Below are 23,449 nucleotides of genomic sequence, written 5' to 3'. Positions count from 1 at the left end.
CCTCGCCGCAGCAGGCGCCGACTTGGTGCGAAGAGCCTCCCGGCCGAGCCGAAAGCCGGGCAAGCGCCCGTGACCTCGCGTGAGGTTGGTGGGGCTAGATTAAACCCCAGTGATGACCGGGAGGCTCAGCGATGACCGTAGCACGCAGCGTGTCGGATGTGCTCGAGGAGCACGTGACACTGGAGGTCGAGTGCATCGACCGCATGTACCTAAACCTGTATGTCCCACTCCTGCAGACCCCCCGCGGGATTGCCCACTACTTTCGCAAGGACCTCGGGTACGACTTCGCGTCCACGGCCCTGATGATGCCGATGACCCGGCGCTTCGTGTCCTGCATCGAGCGCTTCGCCGAGAAGGAGGTCATCGACCTGGTCACCTTCCGCAAGAAACAGCGCAAGGAGGACCTCGCCAAAGCCTACCTGCGGGACTTCAAACTTGCGGAGGGGGTGCTGTTCATCGGCAAGGCCCAGGAGAAGAACCGCACGCCCTCGACTCGCCGCCGCCACAATCCCCAGACGGGCAAGAGCTACCCCGACCTCTATATGACCACGAGGATCGTCAACCAGTACTACTTCTACTGCGTCGACGAGGACTTCGGGCCGTTCTTCCTCAAGTTCGGCTCCTACTTTCCCTACACCGGACGCTTGTGCATCAACGGCCACGAGTACGTCAAGCGACAGCTGAGCAAGCGCGGCATCGGCTACGAGGCACTCGACAATGGCATCGCCTGGTGCGAGGACCCGAAGGCTCTGCAGCTGATCTGCGACAGCCTCAACGCCGAGAAGATCGTGGGGCTCGTGCACAAGTGGTTCAAACGGCTGCCGCATCCATTCACGGACGAAACCCAGCCCCGCTGCGGCTACAACATCTCGATGCTTCAGTCCGAATTCTCTCTGACACAGGTGCTCGACCGCCCGCTGTCTGGCCGAGTGTTCTTCGAGCAGGTCATCCGCGACAATCTCGACATCGGACGCCCCGATCGAGTCCAGCTGATCTTCGGCCGTCGCGTCACCAAACGGACACCCGGACAGTTCCGCACGCGGGTCTTCACCAATGGTGTCATTCCCTCGTTGCACGTCGACTACAAGAACACTCGCATCAAGCAGTACTTCAAGGAGGGACGAGCGCTGCGGACCGAGACGACGATCAACAAGACCAAGGACTTCGTCGTCAACAAACTCGTCCACAACCTCCCCGCCCTGAAGGAGGTCGGCTTCGCCGCGAACCGACGGCTGCTCGATGTCCAACGCATCAGCCACGACTCCACGCTCGGCGAGGACGCCTTCGCCAAGGTCGACCAGCCTGTGGTCGTCGAAGGACAGCGAGCATCGGGGCTACGCTTCGGCGACTCGCGTGCGCTCGCGCTACTCATGGCCATCCTGCTTTTCAATCTCTTGCCCCGTGGCTTCTCCAACAAGGATCTGCGCGGACGAATGGCGCAACTACTGGGCCTCGCGCCCGGTCACTTCACCCAGGGCAAGATGACCTACGACTTGCGTCGACTGAGGCTGCATGGCCTCATCGAACGCATTCCCAAAACCCATCGCTATCAAGTGACGGACTTTGGTCTGAAGGCGGCCCTGCTGATCACGCGGACCTACAATTGCGTGCTCCGCCCAGGACTCGCCGCCGCCAACGACGACAATCCTCCGGCTCCGACCCGCCTACGCAAAGCCGTCGACCGCGTGGATGAGGAGGTGATCAGGCTCCGGGAGACCGGCCGCGTGGCTGCCTGAGTGAAACTTGACTCAAAAACCCAGGAAAATCGCCCCCAAGGGCTCTAGGCGCCACACGATCCTGGTAGTGGGCTCGAGCCCCGACGGCGAGCCCCCCGTCGCCGCGTCCCGGGAGTACCAGGCAATCGACGACACCTTCGGTCGTCGCGCTGGCCTCGTCGCCCAGTACCGGCCCCAGTCGAGCATCGAGGATCTCCGCAAGCAGATCCTCCTCCACCGTCCGATCATCGTCCACTTTATCGGCCATGGCACGCCCGATGGGGAGCTCGTGTTCGTGCACGACGACGAGAGCCCCCAGCTGCCACCGCACGAAGCGGCCGCGCGCGCGTTTGCGACCCGAGACACGGTCAAGTGCGTGGTCCTCAACGCCTGTCACTCGCTGGCCCAGGCCCGGGTCATCGCGCAGCGCGTCTCCGTTGTCATCGGGGTCCGCGGCGATCATGACGAGTGGCACGACGAGGCCGCGCTGGCGTTCACTCGCGCATTCTACCTCGGCATCAACGAAGAGCTCAGTGCCCATCGAGCGTTTGAACTCGGACGCGATGCGCTGGTCGACCTCGACGTCGATCCCGAGCTTGGCCTGCTCGTCCCGGCCGAGGGCACATCGGCCGCCGATATCTTTCTCCACTCACCGCCCGTCCCGGGAATCGTCGACGCCGCGGTCGCGGACCTGGACGACGTTGCGACCGCACGGCTGCTCTCGATCGCTGCCGAGGGTCTCCGCGCGCTGTTCCGCCAAGCCAACACGGCGCGGCAGGAGGGCGAGTTCGGGCGCGCCCACGGTCTGTTCCGCGACGCCCACGCCCAGGCCCTCAAGCTGGCCGAGACCGAAGATGACGAGGCCGACGAGTTCGAAGCGCTGCTCGGACTGACGCAGCTCGCCTACGCGGTGTCGCTGCTCCACGTCGGGGAGGAGGCCAAGGCCATCGACCAACTCATCGTCCTCGCCAAGCGTGTTCTCGGGTCAACACCAAGCCCAGACCTCGCCTGGCGCCACAGGCTCGTCGAGACCCTCTTCGACGTCCGTCAGCCAGCACTCGCGGCTGCAATTATGGCCCGATGGTCCTCGGTCCCGCGGGCCATCGCCGCGATGCTGGCGGTCGAGCGCGGCGAGATTCTGTCCAGGCCTGGGCCCGACGCGACGCCGAGGCTCCGTGCTCACATGGCGCTGCACCACGACCGGGTGGGCGACGTGGACACGTCGGCCGAACTCGCCCTTGCGCTCCTCGACGACGACGAGATGGAACTTGAGGTCCTGGCCAACGCTGTGCTCGTCCTCGGTCGCGCGATCGTCCAGACGGCCCTCGACTCTCCCGAACTCCACCGCCCGCTCGCGCCCGAGCGCCGGCTGCAGGCGGTCCTGCGATTCAGCGCTGGTCTGGCCACGGCCCGCGCCAGGATACCCGAGATGGCGCCCGCGACCCGAACGACCCTCAACGAGATCGCGGCTGAGGTCCAGCGCCACACCTTCGACGCCCACGGGCTCATACGTAGTCTTCGAGCCCTGGGCCAAGACGTCGAACCCCGCGAGGTCGGGATCGCCTTGGCCCACGAAGGAACCGTGTGGAGCGCACAATTCCGCGCGCACTCGACGCGAAAGCCACGGGCGAAGCGGACGAGGCCTTCGAGCTCCGGGTCCTTGAGTTTGGACGTTTGCATCCGACCGTGTCCGTGGTCCAGTGGCTCGTGGGCTGGTTCCTAAGCGACCCAGAGCGCCCGTGGCGGGCGCTGCCCCACGCCGAGGCCGCGCACGCGCTCATGCCAGGCCTCGGCCAGGCGATGATCCTCGCCGATCTCCTGACCCGGTGCCAGCGAGAGGACGACGCCGCGCAGCTGCTCGAGCCATGGCTCGCCCTCGACCCCGACAATCCCGGGCTGCTGAGGACAGCCGCCTTCGCGCTCCAAGCTTCGCGGCAGCTCGAGTCTTGTCGCTACTTCGAGCGCTACTTCGCGCTCGACAGCTCCGCCCCTATCGAGGCTCGGCTCGCGTACGCTGGGCTCCTCACACAGCTCGACCGCGAGCCAGAGGCCGTCGAGTTGGCCCGCACAGCTCGGGACTCGGAGGCTGCCAGCCGCGACCCGCTCGTTCTCTTGGAGGTCGCGCGAATCTTGGCCGCCGCCGCACCGCCCGGACGAAAGACCCGTGCTGATCTCCGTGCCATCCATCAACGCCTCGCCACGAACTACCCGGGCCACGCTCTCGTCGAGCGGCTTCTGGTCGAACTCTATTTCATGCTTGGGGCACCGACTGATCTCCCGGCCCCCGACTTCAACCGGTTGATCGCAGAGGGCGTGGCCTGGGGCGCGTCCTTTGACCACGGCGTCGAGGCCCTCCGCGCTTGGGCTAAATTGCGGACCCAGGCCCACGCGGCCTGGCGCGCCGGGATGTTTTCGTTCGCTGCGCTGCGCCGCACCGCCGCCGTCGAAACCGCCGACGTGCTCGAGCGTCTGCTTGTTCGGTCTTCGGCCGAGCCCGTGTTCGTCCCGCCCTTTCTCCGTCCACGCGTGGCAGGCGAGACCCCGATCGTCGCCGGTCAGCTCATCCTGCTCGGCGACCTCGAGGTCCACCTCCTGGCCGAGCTCGATCTGTGGCCTGAGCTACTCGACCGACTCGGCCCTGACGGGCACGTGGCGATGTTCGCCGACATCTGGCGTGAGCACGTCCACGCAGCGGTTCTACGCCTGGCTGCCCGGAATGATCGCCTGGCCCACGATCGCGTTGCTCGACTCCGGGATCTTCTCGACCGCACGACCAAACTCGAGTGGGTGTCCAAGCCTGGACCACATGCGGTGGTCGTCAGCAACGATGGTCCGGACCAGGATGTTCGGTGGTCGTTAGAGGTTCTGCTGGCGACGCTCGCAGGCCACGGCTGGCTGCTGCGAGACGAACTCGAGCCCCTCGGCATTGACGTCGAGCGACAACGCAGCGAGCTCCCCGATCACGTCTACCTCGATGAGGGGGTGATCGAAGATTTGTGGCGCGGCGAGCAACTCGAGAATGTGCTTCGCTGTGACGCCATCCGGCGCGTCGAGGTCGCGCGCTCGACCCGTGAGGGCATCGTCGCGCGAGTCGAGGTCCACGAGCTGGGCGCGAAGGCAGTCGAGCGCGCGAAGCGGGTGCGCCGAGTCATGATCGAGGCCCTCGACCACGGCCGCTTGGAGATCGTTGAACGCCCCAGCGTTGACCTCCCGCCACCTGCTGCGCGTCATTGGACCATGTTTCACGAGATCGCGGTCGAGCTCCGGAGTTGGCGCCAGTTCCTCGTTGAGAGGCCTCGCGCATTGATGCTCTCAGCCGACCATGCAACCAGCGCCGGGAGCACCCGTGGACCCGTCGGGCTGGCCCAGACCCTCGCCTGGACCTCCCGCGACCAGCTCGAGCGCGCGCTCGAAGCCCACCGAGGCCTCGGCGAACGCGTCCTCGACTTCGCCGAACTCGTCGCCGAGCTTGCTCCCCCAGCCCGGAGCTTCGAGACTGCGATCGGCCTCGTCAGGCTTGGCTTCAGCGCAGCGCTCGAGCCCCACCACATCCTCTACCTCGGTCTCCAGCATCCCGAGCTGGGGCTCGCTGCGCCCCGTGCTCAGCGCGTCCTTGACCAATACGAGTGGCCCGCCCGCACCAACCTCGACTCACTCGCCTCGACCCAGTTCCACGTCTGCCACAACTACGCAGGGGCGATCTGGCTCGCGTGGTGCGGCGACGCTGGCGAGCGCGAGCCGGTGCCCGACGCCTTCGCATCTTCATTTTCGAACGCGCTGGCCCAGCGCGTCGCCGACCTCGCCGCCGAGGAACTGTGCCAGCTCAACTGGCGCCTGTTCATGTGGCTGCAGATCACCGCCATCCAGTCACCTTTGTACGGTGCCGTCGACGGAAACGACGTACCCTACGTTGGCCGCGAGCCGAGCCCCGGTGATCGCGTGTTGTTCAGCGGCGATACGCCCGCGGGCCGGCTTTGGGCTTGGCTTGGGAGTTGGATCGCAGGCCACCCCGCCCGCGCCCGCGCGTGGAACCTCGCGCTCCAGCACACCGTCGCTTTTTGTGCGGGGTGGCGCCACGACTACATGTTTGTCCGCGACGCGATCGCGTCCTTGCGCCTCGCGGTAGCCATCGTCGGAGGCAGCGACGAGCCGCAGCTCGCCCGACCGCCGCTGTGTCACCTCGTCCTACTCGCATTCACTTGCGACCAACCCCGCGAGGTGCTTACCATGCACCAGTTTGCGAGTCCCGTTAGTGGCCAGCACTACTCATGGTGGGATGTCCTCCAAGGCGCGAGCGCCAACGACATCGACTCGCTTCGCCATGGAGTCGCCAGTGCGTCGCTGGAAGATGGCATGCTGTCGCTGTCGGCCGAGGTTCCGACGGCGCTATTGGCCAGCGAGCCGTCGCCACGGCGCAGCGAGGCACTCATAGCCTGGGCCCACGCCGTCGCGCCATTCGACGCGAGGCTAGCGACCGCCGCTGTGCGCCTCGCCGAGGTCGGCGAGCCCGGCGACCGTGAGGCCTTCGTACGGGTCCACGCCGAGTCCCCCGCTCGGTCCGCCGATGACGACCCCCTCGGACCCAGCGGTTGGGGGCTCGCGGGCGACGTCACCTTCCCGAAGAACCTCGAAGAGGTCGTCCAGCTCTTGGGCGAAGACCAGCCTCGAACGTCCGTCCACGCCGCCGTCCCGACTGCCTGGCGCCTGGGGCGTTCATGCTTGTCGCCGTTCGAGGGCGGCCGGCGTCCACCGCCCGAGCTGAGCGAGCGGGCGAGGGCTTGGCTCGCCGCCCCGACGGGCGAGCTCTCGTCGACGCTCATGTTCGCGGCCGCAGTGTCTGTCGTGGCCGAACTCGACGGACCCCCGGCGACTCCGGCAGATAGTGCGGCACAGCTCCTCGCTCGCGCGCTCGAGGCTGAGCGCGCCGCCGCCGAACAGCGCGAGACCGCGACCACCGCCCAACTCGAGTGGCGGCTCCTGGGCCTGGCCAAGACCGTCATCGTCCGCCTCAGTCAGGATCGACGTGACGAGCTGCCCGCGCAGCGTGTGCTCGAGCTGAGCTGGTCCTTGTTTTGGTGGTGGTGGCGACGACTCCACCTCATCCCCGAGCCCGCGCGCGCGGCCGCGTTCGACTGCCTGATCCGACGCGCGGAGCCGACCGAGCTCGAGCGTGCGAGTGAGGGGTTCGTGCTCGACCCCGACCGCTTCGGCCCCGGCAAGTGGAACCACCGCCTTGCCGGACTCCTCGCCGGCGCCCACTTCGGCCACGAGCTCGCCTCACAATTCGCCGATCACCAGCCAGATATGTTTGCATCTGCCTCGCTTGAGGCCGAACTCGTCGCCTTGCTCGCGCTGGAGCCGACCCCGGCCGAGCGGGCCGAGCGTCGCCGCGGTCAGACGGCCCCCAGCCCGCTCGGGTGGCTCCATGACGTTTCGATCCGCGATCTAGCCCTCGCGCTCCTCCTCGAGACCCAACCGGGTGCCTTCAGCCGTGTGCCGCGACTCCAGCGTAACAGCCTGATTCGCCGTTCGTTCAGCCGCGGACGTGGCCGCCTGACCCCCGATCTGCGCCGCGCGGTGCTCCGCGCGGCGATCCGCGACAACCATCTGCCCACGCTTCAGTGGGCGTTCCTGCGCTCGAGCTGCGGGCGAGCGCTCGGTCGCCCGGCATACATGGCGCGGCGCTACGCCACGCGGCGCTACGCCACGCGACGCTACCGTGACCGCCGCTACTCGGTCCTCGACCGGGCCGGACGATCTTCCTCTTAGGTGATGTGTTGGACGGCAGCCCGCGCACGCCCACGGGCACCCGATAGACCAACCGGACAATCGCCAGCGCCCCCTCGAGGCCGACGACGAACTCGGCTGGACTCCGGCGGCGGTGGACCTAGCCGGCTGGGGTCCGCTGCTCGATGAGCACCAGGACCCGGACCATTGGACGCAGCAGACCGTCCCCAAGCCGGTTCCCGCTGGACAGGGGCAGCTCGCATCGTTGCAGCTGGGCGAGAAGTGCAGCAACTCGCTGAGTACTACGCCTACGACAAGACACTTCCATCGACCTACGGCGCGAGGCCGCGGGCGAGACGGACGTCGCCGAGCGGGGTATCTTGTTGGAGTGGCCCGAGTCGTTGCCGCGCCAACCGTGCCGGAGACGTTCCACTTCATCGTGACGACCAACCCTCCGCGACTCAAGTCCGTCTGCCGGCACGACGCCGACCTGGACGATCGCATGTGCGACGCCGAGGATCTCGACGCGACGCTCGAAGACATGTTCGCGCTCATCGGGCCTGGGCGATGCCCATGAAGATGATGGTCGCTCCTGGCCTCGCGTGCTCCACGAGGAACCTCGATGCGAGCTAGGCCCAAGATCCTCTACCTGGCCCCAGTCGAGGCGCCGGATCAGCAGCAGGAACTCGAAGCCATCAACAAGGTTCTCGAGCGTCTGGATGGGGACCGGCGCCCCGAGGTCGAGTCCCGGTTCGGTGTTCAGGCCGAGGAGCTGCTCGCGCTGCTCGCAGACAAACGGCTGCTGATCGTGCACATCGCCACCCACGGAAGCGAATCCGGAGTCGAGTTCGCTGTTCCAAACGGCTCCCGAGCTCCCCGGCCCGAGGCGCTCGCCAAGGTGTTCGCGCAACGCCACGTTCCGTGCGTGCTGCTGAGCGCGTGCAATTCCCGTTCACAAGCCGAGGCGATCTCGCCGCACGCGTCGGTCGCGATTGGCTTCGAGGGCGAGCTCGACGGTGACCGCGCCGCCAAGTTCTTCGAGGCCTGGTACCGCGCGGCCTTCATCCACTCCCAGACCCTGGCCGTGGCCTTCGCCGAGGGCGAGGCCGCACTCGGGCTTGGCGACGACGCTGCCGGCGTCGAAGGCTGCTCGTTCCCGGAGTCGAGCAGCCTTCGACGCCTATCCATCGATGATCTGCTGGCGAGCCTCGGCCGCCGCGCGGCGCTGGAGGTCCTCGGGATCTTCGCCGGCGTCCGCGGCGTGGACAACCTGGCCGTCGCTCAGCTCGGGCGTGAGCTGTTCTCGATCAAACGAGGGCTGCAACAGCACGAGACCGCAAACCTCGTCGAGGCCATCGAGCCGAGCATCGAGGAGCTGTATGCGACGATCTTCGAGCACCGGCCTCAGGTCATACACCTCCACGCCATGGCCACAGAGACCGGCCACGAGCTCGTGCTCGGCGACCCCGCGACCTCCCCGCCGCCGATCGTGCTCGACGACTTGTTTCGCCTCGTCGCCCACGCGGGCGGAGGCTCCGCGGAGTGCATGCTGCTGTGGTCGACGGTGGACGTCGCCAGGGTCGACAAGCGTCGACTCCCGGCCAAACACGTCATCGTGCTCGGCCGGGAGAGCAAGGACTCCGAGCGCGAGACCTTCGTCACGAAATTCTACGATGTTCGTGGGCGGACCGCCGACAGCCGCGTCGCCTTCGAGGAAGCGGGCGCGTACATCAGCGGAGCGGACGCGCATGAGTGCTTGACCGGCCGGCCTCCGCGCAGTCGGTCACACGAACCCAAGCCGATCGTCTCCGTGCAGTACTTCCTGCTCCGGCCGCCCGAGCGGGTCGCGCAGCTCGACTACGCCGAAGAGGTCCTTCGAGCTCGCCGCGCGGCCCGCCTAGTCGGGCCCACGCTCGAGCTCGCCTTCGAGTGGAACGTGTCTCCCGAGCAGCTCGATCACCATCTTCGTACGGCTCGCGCGTCGTCCGCGGCGGCCCCGAAGATCATCGTCATCAGCGGTGTCTGTGACGGCGTTGGGTTCGATACACGCTCGAACACGGTCTCGGGCGTCCCGCTGATCGACTACAAGTACCTCAACGCGTGCATCAAGGCCGCGAACTTGGAGTCCTGCTGCTTCATTTTGGCGTCTTCGAACACCAGCGAGTTGGCCGAGCAGCTCAGCCGGACGCCCCACGCCGAGACCTCGTGTGTGGGCTTCGAAAGCCCCGACGTACAGCCCGCGGAGCTCACCGCCTATGTCGAGGGCTTCTTGCTGGGCTATGGGACCCGAGGAGACTTGCGCTGCGCGCACCAGCTCGGGCGGCTGTTCACTCGCATCAAGAACCCCGGCTCGGAGTCCACCCCCCGACTCTACCCCGACCCGGAGAACGCATGACCGCCAAACCGAGCACCAAGCGCGCGCTCTTACTAGGCGCCCCCGCGAAAGATCTCAGCGGCGTCGAGCACGACATTGAACTGATGACCGCGGCGCTGCGCGAGCACGAGTTTTCGAACATCACCTCGGTCTGTCCGGCGACGCGCGATGACATCGCCTCGGCCCTCGACCAGCTGGTCGCCGACACCCAGCCCGGAGACATCGTCGTCTTCTACTACTCGGGCCACGGATCCAAGGTCGAGCCGCCCGGGGCCAAGCTCGCCGGCATCGGGGAGGACTCGTACTATCGGTTCTTGGTCCCCAGCGACTTTCCCAAGTCCACCGAGGGCAACTTTCGCGGCTTCACCAACACGGAGTTGTCCGTCGTGCTCGCCCGGCTCACCAAGAAGAGCCCCAACGTCACGGTGATCATGGACTGCTGCTTCGCCGGCCGGGTGTTCCGCAAAAGCGAGGATGACCACGCCGAGGAAAAGATCGAGTGGCAGGACACGTCCCGGTACCGACCGACCCGCTACCACGAGAGCAAGGGCCGCTGGGCTCGCGCGGCCTCGAAGTACTTCGAGACCCTGCGCGAGCGAGGTTTCGGTGAGGACACCCGCGCGGCCGAGGCCAACCCGCACGCGGTCCAGCTGCTGGCGTCCTCAGCCAACGGCAAGGCTTACGAAACGCCCTGCAACCACTCGGACTGCGGCCACTCAGCCGCCGGAGCCATGACCCTCGCCCTGCACGACGTCCTGTCGCGGATCGACCCGGTTCACACCACCTGGCAAGACGTCGGTCGAATGATCCGCATGACGCCGCGCCGCTCGGGCCACGATCAGCTCGTGTCGGTGGAGGGCCCCCATCGACGGTTCCTGTTTCGCCTCCACGAGCGCGAGGAGCTCGGCGCGGTCGACGTCGACATCAGCAGCGGCCGCGTGCACCTCGTGGGGGGGGCGCTCGCAGATCTTCGCCGCGGGGATCGCTACGAGCTCGTCTCGTTCGGGAACAGGGGCAACGAGGAGATCGCCGCCGCGTGTGAAGTCGACGCAGTCAGCAGCTCCTTCGCCACGATCAAACCTAGGCTCGGTGTCGAGCGGATCGCCTCTGGAACGCGAGCGCGACCGATTGCGTTTGGCGAGTCTCGCGGCTCCGTAGAGCTGCGCGGCTTCGCTAGCGAGGTCGAGCACGAGCTACTCGAGGCTCGCATCGGGGCCGTGGGTTTGACTCTGAGCCGCGAGCCTGACCCAGCCGGCTCGGCGATCGCCTGCCTCCGGCTCGCAGACCACAAGCTACAGCTGTTTCGCGGCGAACTCGGCTTCGACGTCCCCCGGGCCTTCCAGCCCGGGAAGCTGCCGCTGGGTGCCCGCCACCTCGCCCAACACATCGCCGAAGCCGCCTACCGCATCGGTCGCGCCAACACGCTCGCCAACCTCTGCGGTGGCAGGCTGGATCCGGAATGCGAGCCGCAACTCGCCCGCGTCCGCGCAGACGGGCTGCAGGAGCTGAGCGAGGCGCGTCCGACCCTCGTCGACGGTGAAGCGATCTCAATGATCATCGAGCCGCGGCTCGACATCCACGCCAGCGTGTTTTGCATCCACCCCAACGCGCGGATCGAGCTGCTGTCCCGGGCGCAGGGGGGCGGCGTGGAGATTCGAGCGCGAGAGACCTACAGGCTCGGCCAGCGAAGCCGCGAGGAGCGGGTACGCGGCATCGAGCTGCGTCGACCATCTCGCTCGATCCTGTCGACCGACGCGCCCTTGCCGTTCACGATCATGGTCATCTTGACCGACAAGCACGTCGACCTGCGCAGCTGGGAGCAGCGCGGCGTCAACCGGTTTTCCTGGACAGACCCGCTCAAGCCCCCCTCGTTCGCTCGCAACGCCCTCGGCGGGGCTCGGCCGACCGCGGACGCGCTGTTTCGGATCTACAAGTTCGAGCTCGACCTCGCAGGAGCGGACGCACCGCTCTCGCCCGATTGCTAGGAGCAGGCCATGACCAAGAAGCCCGCAACCGCCGGCGACGGCGACTTTCACATCTACTGCATACCCGAGTCGGTCGCGGACCAGGGGGGCTTGCAGGAAAACCACCACTACCTCGCCGTCGATGCGGTGACCTGGTTTATCAACGAGAGCGACAGCTGGCTGCGGTCCTGGATCGCGTCGGGTACGATCGACATCAACGTCGGTGGAGAGCGCTACCAGGCCGGCCTGGGGACCTTCGAGCTGCGTGGCGACGCGAGAACTGCCCCGATCTTCGATCGACCCGTGCTCGCAGACCGCAACTACTGTGGCGGTACGCTCACCCTCAACGTCTCGCTGTTTGCGATCAAGCACGACACAGCGATCGCTACTATGCTCAAGGGAGCCTCTCGCGCGAGCCTGGGGATCGCCGCGGGCATGGTCCAGACCGCGACACCAACCGGGCCGCAGCGGGTGCTGGGGGCCGCAGCGGGCGATCTCGTCGCCTCGCTGTCCGAGCTGACCCAGTCCTCAGCCAAGACCAAGAACCTGTTCAGCCTAGACGGGCTCGAGCTCAACCTCCGCCCGGATCAGCTCCGCGCGGATAGCACGCACGTATTGTTTCATCGCGGTAGCTCGCTCGACGAGGGCAAGCTGAAGATCGCGGCGAAGGGCGGGTTCACGCAGCCGCTCTTTGATGGCGAGGTGCTTGAGGATGGCGCCTGGGTGCTGCTCCGGCTTCGGCGGCAGACGTTCTACCCCGGCCGTCGACCGTGGTTTGGCCTCGAGCGCGGACTGGAGGCCGACATCGACAACCTTGTAGCCGACGTTCAGCATCAGCAAAGGACCAGCGCCCAGGCGCTTGACAGCCTGCGCGCGGGATCTGGCGACACACTCTTCGATCGATTTAGGGCGCTGCGGCTGGTCATCCAGCAAGACGGCTGCTTCACAAAGGAGGAAGCCAGGGCTCGGGTCGGGCGTCTAGGCAACAAGCTCGCGGATGCGCGAGCCAGCGTCCGCGTCCCCTCGGGAGTGCGCGGCGTCGGCGGACCTCCGGGGGACGGAGGCCCGCCGAGTGACGACGCGGATCTGAGGGCCGAGGTCGAGGCCATCGATAATCGCACGAGCGAGCGAGCGGGGCGCAACCACGTGCTGCTCATCGGCGTCGACGCCTACGCCACCCGCCCGCTACGCGGATGTGTCGGCGACGCTCTCGAGGTTGGCGAGGTCTTGCGTAAACACTACGCCGTCGACCAGGAGGAGATCACCCTCCTCGCCTCAGCCCACCCCGGGCACCACGACCTCCCGGATGCCACCCCGGCCACGGCCAGGAACATCCGCGATGCGCTCGCGCACCTCGCCAGCGCGGTCGTGACCTCGGAAGATCGCGTGGTCATCCACTTCTCGGGTCACGGCGGCATGCAGATCGTCGAGGGCGAGCGCAACCGCTACGCGAAGGAGTGCATCTTGCCCGTCGACTACCGCGAGCGGGACGGGCAGATCTACGATGTCGAGCTCAACCGGCGACTCGCCGCGATCGCTCGCCGCACTCGGAACCTCACCGTCATCCTCGACTGCTGCCACTCGGGCGGCGCCGCGCGAGGGGCCACAGTGCGCAGCTGTCCACTGCCGCCGATCGCGGCCAAGGACTTGCCCGAGCACGTGCGCCACCCCCAGCGTGGAATTGGTCTGGACGTCGGCTTCGCCCCGCTGATAGTCGCCGCATGCCGTGCGGACCAGGAGGCCGAGGAGACCAGGCTCCCGAACGGTCGATCCGTGGGCAAGCTGACCCGGGCGCTGACCAACGCCCTGCGCAAACTCGCCCCCGAGGACCGCCGCGAGTGCAGCTGGCGAGAGCTGTGGCCGGAGATCGATGCCAACATCAAGGGCAAGCAGCAGCCGTGGCTGATCGGCGACGGTGAGCGCCTCATCTTTGGTCTCAGCCTGGCCCGCGAACCCGGCGAGCTACGCGTGCAGCCGCAGGCCGGTCGCTACGAGGTCTTCGCCGGCACGCTCTTGAACATCACGCGTGGAACCAAGGTCGGCGTGTATGGATCCGAGCCGCACAGCTTGCCCCGGATCGACTCCAGGGCCGACGACGCGGCCCGGGTCGGTACGCTCTGCGTCGAAGAGGCGAGCCCGGCGAAGGCCATCGCCACGGCTGTCGCGGACTTCCCCTGGCCGCAGCGGCCTCGCTGTCGCGTCGTGCGCTACGGCGAGCCTGCGCTGCGCCTGTCACTGCATGGATCCCCCGAGCGGGTCGCGGAGCTTCGCGCGGAGCTGGCGGAGCATCTCGCGGATATGGTGGCCGAAGACCCCGACGCGCCCGTGCGCGTCGTCGAGGACGCCGAGACCGGCCAGTGGGTCTTGTGTGACGAGCTGTTCGGCCTGGCTTCGGGCGGCGACCACGAGCTCACGCGCTTCGAAACCGACGTCGCGGTTCACGTCCTGGCTCACTGCCAACGCTACCGCGCGCCCTTGCAACTCGCCGATGGGGTGGCGGATCTTCCCAACTCCATCTCCGGAGGACTCGACCTCCAGCTACTTCGAGCCGAGATCCAGGTTGACGACGTCCAGGATCCCGATCTCCCCCAGATCGACATCGACGAGGAGGGACGCTACCGAGCCGACATGGGGACCCACTTTTGTGTCAAAGTCTTCAATCGCTCGCGCTACCCGCTCCACGTCAGCGTGCTCAATGTCGCCCGCGACGGCCAGGTCGAGTGGCTCGGGAGCGAGGCGGTGCCACGCTTTGGCACGCACGTGTTTTGGTATCCCGATGAGCTCGGCAGGCCCTTCGTCCTCAACGGCACGCCCGGGTTCGATCGCTTCGTGGCAGTCGGCGCGACGCCCATGGAGTTGACGGCAGTCGAACAGCTGGAGCTGCGTCAGGGGTTCGCGGACGTGATTGGAAGGGCGCGCGCGGGCGAGCTAACGAAGAACGTATACTCCGGCGGAGGCGGGCGGCAGCCTACACGCTGGGTCTCCGCAAAGGTCGTCCTGCGGGGGGGGCCATGAGAGTGCCCCACCTACCTCGGCTCGATCTCTTCCTGCTCGGCACCGATGGGCCCGACTCCAAACTCGACGTCGCGCAGGAGTTCGACGAGATCTCCAACGCCGTCGAGCAGAGGACGCCCGACGATCACGTTTGCTTCGAGCTCAAGCGACGCCGCAGGACCACACTCGACGAGCTACCCGAGCAGTTGTGCAAGTACGCGCCACACATGCTCCACATCAGCGGCCACGCCAACGATGCAGGTGAGCTCGCGTTCGCAGGCGAACTCGTCTCACCTGCACAGATGAGCTCGGTGATCACCCGCGCGATCCCGGGCTTGCGCTGCGTGGTCTTGAACATCTGCAACGGAGAGCCGCTCGCCGAGTGCCTCAGTGAGCACGTCGACGTGGTCATCAGCATGGATGGTGTCGTGACGGACGACGCCGCCCGGAGCTTTGCCCGGACGCTCTATGTCGCGCTGCGCGAGGGCGACAGCGTCCGCGGCTCGTTCGAGCTCGCGCGTGGACGGCTCGACCTCGGCGCGGGCGAGTCGGCCGAAGCACCGCGGCTCCACTCCCTAGCTGTCGACCCCAGTGAGGTCTACCTCGTGGACTTCGCCGTCGATGAGCGCCGGCTTGAGCGACGGCGCGAGTGGCTGGCCGACATCATCGCCGACTTCGAGCAGATGCGGCCGGCTGAGCGACTGCTGTGTCGAACGGGCGAGCAACGCCCGCTCCGCGAACTCATCGTTCCGATCGAGCTCGTTGCAATCGACGCCAACGACCAGCCAGGCATCGAAGTGCTCTCGATCGAGCAGGTGTGGGATCGAAGCAAGGGCTCTCTGCTGCTCACAGGTGAGGTTGGTTCGGGCAAGTCGACGACGCTCATGATCCTGGCCCACGAGCTCGCGCAGCGAACCTCTCCCGAGGGAGCCGAGCCAGTACCGATGATGATGCCGGCGACCCGGCTCGCCAACCTCCGCAAGGATCGGGCCGCTCGGCTCGAGTTCGGTGATCTCGTCAAGTGCGGGCCCGGCGAGATCCACCAGGTGTTCTTGTTGATCGACGCCTTCGATGAGTTGACGCCGAACCTCTGGTCGTGGGGCAAGCGCTGCCTCCGCGAGCTGTCCGACTCGAACTTCGTCGCGCGACTCGTCGTAACGAGTCGGCCTCAGAGCGCGCTGCCCCGCGCCGTGTTCTCTCGCTACCAGCTCCGCCCCTGGACTGAGGCCCACATCGCCGAGTTTGCTCGGCGATGGGGCTTCGAGGCTCATGCGCGACTCGGTGAGCTTGAGACCGGCAACCCGCTGACCCTGACCTTGGCCTGCGCCTACGCTCAGCGGGCCTCGGCCGGTCTTCTGGCGCTGCTTCGTGTCGTGCTCAGGGATCTGCGCGAAGACTGGCGGCAGCGTCGGGAACAGAGCACCCAGCGCAGCCACGACGAGGACGACATCGAAGACTGCTGCCTGTGGCTCATGCTTGGCCCGCGGGAGAAGGACCCATCGGTATTTCCCCGCGCCCACTTCAACCCCATCTTGGACTTCCTCGAGCAAGAAGGCTTGGTCTGCACGGGAGACGAGCCCCTGGTGCTACCCGGCGCTCGCTGGGTTGTCGAGTACCTCGCCGCTCGCGCGTGCATCCGCCACGGCTACGACCTCGAGCTCCCTGGGGGGCGGCTCGAACTCGGTGAGCTGACCAAGGTCGCGCTCGCACTCGAGATCGAACTCGAACCAGAGCGTGCTCGCGCTCGGCTCGGCCGGATCTTCGACCTCACGAGGGGCCGCGACGCCTTCCGCTTCCGGATGGCGACACGCGCCGCACGAGCGTGCTCGCTCTTCGGGCCGGACCTCGACGATGAGCTCACGGTGCTGGCTGTCGAGTGCATGTGGCGCCATGTCATCGATGACTGCTCACGGTGGAAGTCGGCCAAGGCTGCCGAAGTCCTCGAGTCCTTGTGCCGAGCGAATTCGCGAGCCGCCGAGCGGGTCCGTCAGCGCATGACGACGGTCATCGATTGCAGCGATGAGGACGCGACCGCCGAACTCGCCGCCCGCGATGGGTTGCTCCATATCAGCGCCCGGGTCCGCGTGGCTACCGTGGAGGCCTGGGAACCGTCGAGCCCCGAGATCGGGGCCTTCCTCCACCAGCAGATGCTCGATCAGGGCCAAATGAACCACGCGAACGTCGCTATCGCGGCGGGTCGGGTGTTTCGATCGATACCACGCACGCCCGAGCTCCAACCTGCCATCGAACATCTCGCCACACACCTTTGGTCCGGCGACCAGTCGCTCTCGGCCAGCGCTGCGGTCGCGCTGCGACCGGGTGAGGTGGCACTCGAAGTGCTCCGCGTTGGCATGATGCACCTCTTCGAACTCGGCCAATGCAGCGAAGACATCTGCGCTGATTTCCTCGCCGCGCCCGGTGGCCCCGAGGCCGCCAAGACAATTCGCTCTTCGATGAGCGTCAACGGGGACCCACCTCCGACCCTGGCTGATGGCCCACGGATGTTCGACCACCGAACACCCGTCTCCCGCTACTCGATCTTCGTCCAACGTTCGTGCTGGCGGTGGCTCGTTCCCGTCCTCGGTACGACACATGAGGCGCTCGCCGACATCGCCCGGCGCAAGGCCTGCGGCTACAACAACACGGCCGCGTTCACGGCCGTCGTTCGCATTGCTCAACGCCATCCCGAGGTCCTCGTCGACGTCTTCGCTCGCGCCATGCCCTGGTCGCTCGTGGTGGAGCCGGCAGCCAACCAGGTCTTGCGGATGCTCGTCAGCGAAGACGAGCGCGTGCTCGATGCGTTACTGGCCTACTTGCGTCGAAGCATGGACGCCAAGATCGGAGGTCACTTCAGCATCATCGAGATGCTCGAGCCTGTGCTCGAACGCTCGGACGCTCGCGCGCTCTTTACCGAACTCCTTCCGTACGCGTGGTTTCGACCGCCGTTCAACATGGTGATCATTCCCTATCGGCTCCTGCCCGAGCTACTCACCCACCCCGAGGTTGCGGCCAGGGCGTGCACCTACACCACCGGACTGATCGACCAAGTCGAGAGCGGTCGCCTCGTTCCGACGAGCGCCGCCGAGCCCTTGATCAACGCCGGGTGGTTTCACTGGCAAACAACCGAAGTCGTCCTCACCCAGCTGGAGGCATGGATTGAGCGAGGTGGCAACCACGCTCGTCTCGCGGCCCTGCTGCTGCGCGACATGCCTGGGCCCATGCTCGACGCGTTGCGGCCTGCGCTCGATACCTACCTCGCTCGCGAGATCACCCGCGACAACTATGAAGACGCGCTCGCGCGCGAGCTGGTGTTTCATTCGCTTCCGCGAGCTGCGATCACGGGCGACGCGCTAGCTCGCTTCGAAGCCCACGCCCTCAGTCACGCTGGCCTCAGCACCACAGGCTCGCTCGCAGCCATCGTTGCGCTGTGCCGCGTCAGCGGGCCTGCCCGCGCCAGCGAGCTATCGACGATGGCCGCCGTGCTCCGTCTCGACGCGTGCGGCTTTCCGGACAACAACATGCACGAGCACATGCGTTTGCTCGCCCCCCTCGCTCCCGTGGCCTGGCTATGTGTCGCCTGCCAGCACTCGATCGGACTGCAAACAGCGACGGCGATCTTCGAGGCGTTGCTCGCATCCGCAGATCCAAAGCTGCGCAGCGAGTTCGCGCACTGGATCTGGTCGCGACTGCAGCACGACTACACGCCGTACAGGACCCTCGCGGCCATGGATTTGGTTGGCCAGCGACCGTCCGACCTTGCCCAACACTGGCTCTACGACCACGCGGATGTGTGGTCGTTCGACGAACGCCCAAGTACTCCTAACGTGACCGAGGATGAGCCCAGCGTAGCCGCGAACACGCCGACAGGTGGAGCGGCGAGCCTGTTAGTGTGGGAACATCGGACCGCGGGCCGTTGGTTCGACCGCCGTGAGCAACTCGAGCTGCTCAAGCTGACCTTCGACGACGATGATCGTCCGATCTTGTTGATGGGCGGGCCAGGAACAGGCAAGTCGTCGCTGCTTCGTTGGCTGTCGGACCTGTTGCCTCGCGCGGCCTGGACAGTGGTAGCGATCAAGGCCGACCTCATCCCCGATGCGATCTCGGATGAACTCGAACTGTGCGACTGGCTCGGTTTCGGTCGCACCCGCCTCCATCGGGTCCTGAAGCAGCTTGCCTGTGAGCGAAGGGTGTGCCTCATCTTCGACCAGCTCGACGCCCTGGCAACGACGGTCGACATGAAAACCCGCCGCTTGGTCATGTTGCTCCAATTGGTACGCCAAGCCTGCAAGATCGAGGGCGTCCAGGTCATCGCCTCGACGCGCCATTTCGAGCTCCGCTACGACCCGCGCCTTCGCAAGCTGCGCGATGAAGGGCTGGCACGCGAGCTTGAGCTCCATCCGCTCCCATCCGAAACAACCGCGCGGGCCTGGCAACTCATCAAGGGCGAGTCCGTCGCGCAAGAGTTCGTCCGCGCGCGCACGCCCTGGGCCCTGCGCCTGATGCTCGAGCTCGACGACCGAGAGTCCGACGAGAGCACGCTGCTCGCGGCCTTCTGGCGTCAGCGGGTCAACACTGCTCCCAGCGAGCGCCAGGCCGAGCTGCGCGCGCTGACGCAGCAGCTTGAAACGCGCGAGTCGCTGTGGTCCGAACCCTCGCCGAACTGCGCGCTCGATTTTTGGTGCGAGCGTGGGGTCCTGACCGCCATAGACGGCCGCTACGGGTTCGTGCACCAGAGCCTGTTTGACTACGCTCGGGCCGAGCGAGTGATCCATGATCAGTCGCTGGTCGCGCTCGTCCTCGCCCGTCAAGATGGCCTCGCCATCCGCCCCTTGCTCCGCGCGACCCTACGTGTCCTCGGAGGTATCGGTCGAGCGCAGTACAGCCGCACCGTTCGAGCTTTGTGGCGAACACCGGACCTACGCGCGCATGTGCGGGTCTTGCTCGTCGAGCACATCAGCGAGCAGCTGCACCCGAGCCCCGACGAGATCGAGTGGATGCGCGAGGCGATCGGATATCGGGGTCTGGGCGAGCGCGGCGTTCGTCCGGTTGCCCGCACTGCCGTAGCTGGCAGCCCGATGTGGTTCGACGAGCTGCGCGACACGATTCGCCAGCTGATGTCGACGGATCTGGGGGGGGAGTTCGTAGGGGTGCTCGCCAGCTTCTGGTCGTCTGCGCCGGAGATCATTGAAGGTTGGATCGAGCAGGCGTGGATGGGGGATGACACCCGGGTCGCATGGGCGAGCGAGGTCCTCTGCCGGCGCAGGTCTTGGACTGAGCGGGGGGCCGAACTCGCGCTCGCGCTCGTCGAGGCGGGTATGGGGGAGGACCACGTTCGTCGGGTCGCCTACACCCTCGGCCAGCATGCGCCTGAGCATGAAGCCCGCTTTGTTGCTCGTTACGCCGCTCGAGTGTGGCGTGATGGGGCGCGCGATCGCGTAGCTGAGAAGTCGCGGCTCAGCTCTCCTTGGGATCTGGCGAGCGGCCTGGATTGGGAGCGAGCGGCTGAACACAACCCGACGCAGTACCTTGAGACCATCACCCCTGCGCTCATCCCCGTCACTATCAACGTGAGCTACGAGCGCCGACCCGGTCACTTCTTGAGTGACCGGTACAGCCGCTATCTGCGTCCAGTCCGAATGCAGCTGCGGATGAGCGATGGTCCGCTCGTCGGATTTGGCGTGGCCTTGCAAGCCCTGGCTCGGACCGCGCGCGAGTCGTTTTGGGCGTGGGTCGACCGGCTTGCGACGACCAACCACGACGTCATCCAGTCGATGATCCTCGAGGCCACCGCGCACGTCGTCGAGCAAGACAGCGCTCGGATCGTCGCGCTGTTGCTCGCCGATCGCCGACGCTGGCTACTCACGCGAGCCATTCCTCGCGTCTTGCCCAGCCTCGCCCCCAAAATCGACGAGAACCAGGCTGCCCAGTTGTGGGAGGAGATCAGGGCGATCAACATCGAAGATCCCGCTTACCTGCACGGCAAACTCAAGTTCGAAGCCACCGAACGCCGGGAGCTGTTGCACAGGAATATCGCCTACCGCGCATATCTGGCCAAGCACCTGACCGAAGCCCCGCTGCTTCCCGAAGCACGCGTTGCCGTCGCCCAGGCGTCGCGCACGGATGAGACCGCCGAGTATCGGCCGCCGCGATTTTACCCTGTCCACAGTCGTAGCCCCTACGACCACCAACAGCTCGCTCGGATGCCCGACGCCAACGTGCTCGCCGCGCTCGGGCGCTACGACGATGGCGCAAGTGAGACCATCGAGCAGGGCACACAGCTGACCAACGAGCGCATGGGCGCAGAGCTTCGTGAGTTTGGCAAGCGCGATGGCGCTCGCGTGCTCGCGCTGCTCCCCCAGCTGCCAGACCGCGGTCAGTTCTACTCTGCGAGCGCGCTCCTGCGCGGGGCCAGTGAGAACCACGAGGTCGAGCCCGACGACCTCGTCGACACGCTGAACGCGACCTGGGCTCGTGGTTTCCACGCCGACCTGTGGTTTCGTCAAACCTGCGTGGATGTGCTCGGCGATGTTGCGAGCCGCCTCTCAAATGATGCACGAGCGATCGCCGTGAGGATCGTCGACGAGGCGCTCGCGCTCGACTGGGGGCCGCGCACGTCCCCGGATGACGACGAACCCGCGGAAACCGAGGCTGACGACCGGCCCCTGTTTCCACCCACGTCACGGGCCTATGGCACGCCAAACATCTACTCGGCGCTGCGCGCCGCGGTCTGGCTGCGCCTCGTGGCAGAAGGTGACGACGCGTGGTTGGCGTGCCTCGAATTCCTCGACGCTCAGCTCGACCGGTTGCCAGCCGCCTGCTGGCGACTGTTGCTTGACCTCGAGCTGTGGCCAGGCTCGCTCCTGGTACCACGCTGGCTGGATTGGCTCGCGCGCTTGTTCGAGCGCTACCCGAGCGTGCTCGGTAGTCCAGTGGGTGCCTACCAGCTCTTGTACCTCAGGCGCCACATCGACGAATCGAGGATGCGCAGGTGGCTAGAGGCGCTGCGGAGCAATCCGTGGCCAAGCGGCGCCCGGGCAGCCGATGAGCTCACGACCATGCTCGCATGCGGCAACCAGCACCGTCGTTGGGCCCGCCCGCTGGCCGAGTCATGGCTAACCACGTCACTCGCCGACCACGAACTCGGCGTTCTTCATGGACTCGCAACCGCGCGCAACGACCTTGAGTCGCCTGCGGCCGTCGACTGGGCGCTGGTCCCTTTCGTGAAGGTGGCCTCGCCCCCCGGGCTCGACTCGCTGTTTCAAAACCTCCACCGCGATGGCCTCCGCATGACGACGGACATGCTCGACGCACTGCTCGTCCTCGAAGCACGCGGGCACGCGATCCTCCCCAAAGCTCGTGCTCAGCTCATGAAGGGTTTGTCGGAGCTCATCGACGCCCGCCCCGGCGACGTCGGCCGTGCGGCCCGCCATATCGCAGCGAGTGAGCCGGTTGGGGCAGGCCTCTTCCGCGACGACTATCTCGTGTCGATCGCCATCGGTCTTCACGGCAAGCCCGACCAGCGTGCGCTCGGGATGGAGTTGTTCGAGCGCTGGCAGACCTTCGACCCCCAAGCCGCGCACGCGCTGCTTGAGCAGTCGGACACGGCCTACTGGGCAGGCAACACGCTCTCCGGTGTCGCCTCTCGCGCACCTCGGCAACCACCACTCGTACTCTACGCCACGGCCTCCCCCAGCCAGCGGCCGCTCGATATCGGTCTTGAGCACAAGGAGATTGTCACCGCGATCCGCGACCGGGCCGTGCTCGAACCGCTTCCCGCTGTCAACAAGCGGGACCTCATCACCGGCCTGCGTAGCCATCGGCCGACGATCCTCGTGTTCAGCGGGCACCACGACCCACAGCAGGGCCTTGAGCTTCGCGGCCCGCACCCCAACGACCGACTGTACCTCCCGCTAGACGAGTTCGTCCGGATTGTCGAGATGACCTGCGGCCATCTGCCGATCCTGGCGCTCAATACCTGCTCCGTCGATGCGGCCGAACAGCTGGCTCATGTTGCGGGCGCCGTTGTTCATTGCGAACAGATTGTCGAAGATGCCGATGCACGAGCTTTCATCGCAGCGTTCTTGGCTGGTCTATTTGACGGCGCGGGTGTCGGCGAAGCCTTCAGGGCCTCCAAGTTGGTCGCCGATGCCCCCTATGCGATCGCGTATGGCAACTCCATCGGCATTCGGAGTTCGACGGTCTTCGAGCTTCGATCCGAACCCGTGCAGTCATAGCGAAGACGCCTCTACCGAGAGACCAATCACGCTCGTTGTCGCCAGAACCGGTTGCGTGAACGAGGTCCACATACTTGCGACCAAGACGAGCTCGAAAAGCTGGTGACGGAAGGTTGGCCTCGCTCCTTTCGCGCTGACTCTGACTCACGCAGCCACCTCGCTACACCGCAGATCTGCCTGCTCGAGCGCGGCTGACCTGCAGTTGACATCACGTGGGAGTCGAGCATCTCCAGTGACGGGATACATCCAGAGGCCGCGGCCAATCACCTCATCTAACAGGTCCGAGAACCCGAGCCTGGCACTCAACTGGCTCGCTCGCTAACAGCTGGCCAGGAGACTACCCATAAATCTTGGTGTACCGGGTCACGTAGATCGCGAGCGAAGCGGCGAGTTTGTCTCGCACTGGCCGCGAGCATTGGCGAGCGACGTGAGAGCTCTCTC

At 66.4% G+C, this 23,449-nt stretch carries 8 protein-coding genes; all 8 read left to right on the top strand.

What is annotated here, in order from left to right; genetic code table 11:
* Positions 1–131 precede the first annotated feature (131 nt).
* The 8 genes from DB30_RS41930 to DB30_RS36110 all read left to right on the top strand — a co-directional run bounded on the left by DB30_RS41930 (position 132) and on the right by DB30_RS36110 (position 23,008).
* A complete protein-coding gene (locus tag DB30_RS41930; protein ID WP_052557866.1) occupies positions 132–1,736 on the top strand; it encodes a hypothetical protein in 1,605 nt (534 codons plus the stop codon).
* A 67-nt stretch (positions 1,737–1,803) separates the two neighbouring features.
* The gene (locus tag DB30_RS36140) at positions 1,804–3,438 is read left to right on the top strand and encodes a CHAT domain-containing protein (protein WP_052557864.1); all 1,635 of its coding nucleotides are present in this window, start codon (positions 1,804–1,806) and stop codon (positions 3,436–3,438) included.
* The gene (locus DB30_RS36135) at positions 3,402–7,484 is read left to right on the top strand and encodes a tetratricopeptide repeat protein (RefSeq protein ID WP_165704099.1); all 4,083 of its coding nucleotides are present in this window, start codon (positions 3,402–3,404) and stop codon (positions 7,482–7,484) included. The genes DB30_RS36140 and DB30_RS36135 overlap by 37 nt, the downstream gene beginning before the upstream one ends.
* A 346-nt stretch (positions 7,485–7,830) precedes the next feature.
* Entirely contained in the window at positions 7,831–8,019 is a 189-nt protein-coding gene (locus DB30_RS36130) for a hypothetical protein (protein ID WP_052557860.1), read from the top strand.
* A gap of 45 nt (positions 8,020–8,064) precedes the next feature.
* Complete coding sequence (locus tag DB30_RS36125) at positions 8,065–9,837, top strand: hypothetical protein (RefSeq protein ID WP_052557858.1); 1,773 nt, start codon at positions 8,065–8,067, stop codon at positions 9,835–9,837.
* On the top strand, positions 9,834–11,801 hold the full coding sequence (locus DB30_RS36120) for a caspase family protein (protein WP_052557856.1): 1,968 nt from the start codon (positions 9,834–9,836) through the stop codon (positions 11,799–11,801). The genes DB30_RS36125 and DB30_RS36120 overlap by 4 nt, the downstream gene beginning before the upstream one ends.
* A gap of 9 nt (positions 11,802–11,810) precedes the next feature.
* Positions 11,811–14,795 (top strand): caspase family protein, encoded by a 2,985-nt coding sequence (locus tag DB30_RS36115; RefSeq protein WP_052557854.1) that lies wholly within the window; start codon positions 11,811–11,813, stop codon positions 14,793–14,795.
* Between the two features lie 2 nt (positions 14,796–14,797).
* A complete protein-coding gene (locus tag DB30_RS36110) occupies positions 14,798–23,008 on the top strand; it encodes an NACHT domain-containing protein (protein WP_052557852.1) in 8,211 nt (2,736 codons plus the stop codon).
* The last annotated feature ends 441 nt before the right edge of the window (positions 23,009–23,449 follow it).

The sequence above is a fragment of the Enhygromyxa salina genome (genome assembly GCF_000737335.2).
GTDB lineage: Bacteria > Myxococcota_A > Polyangia > Nannocystales > Nannocystaceae > Plesiocystis > Plesiocystis salina_C.
This window is presented reverse-complemented; position numbering and strand designations above follow the sequence as displayed.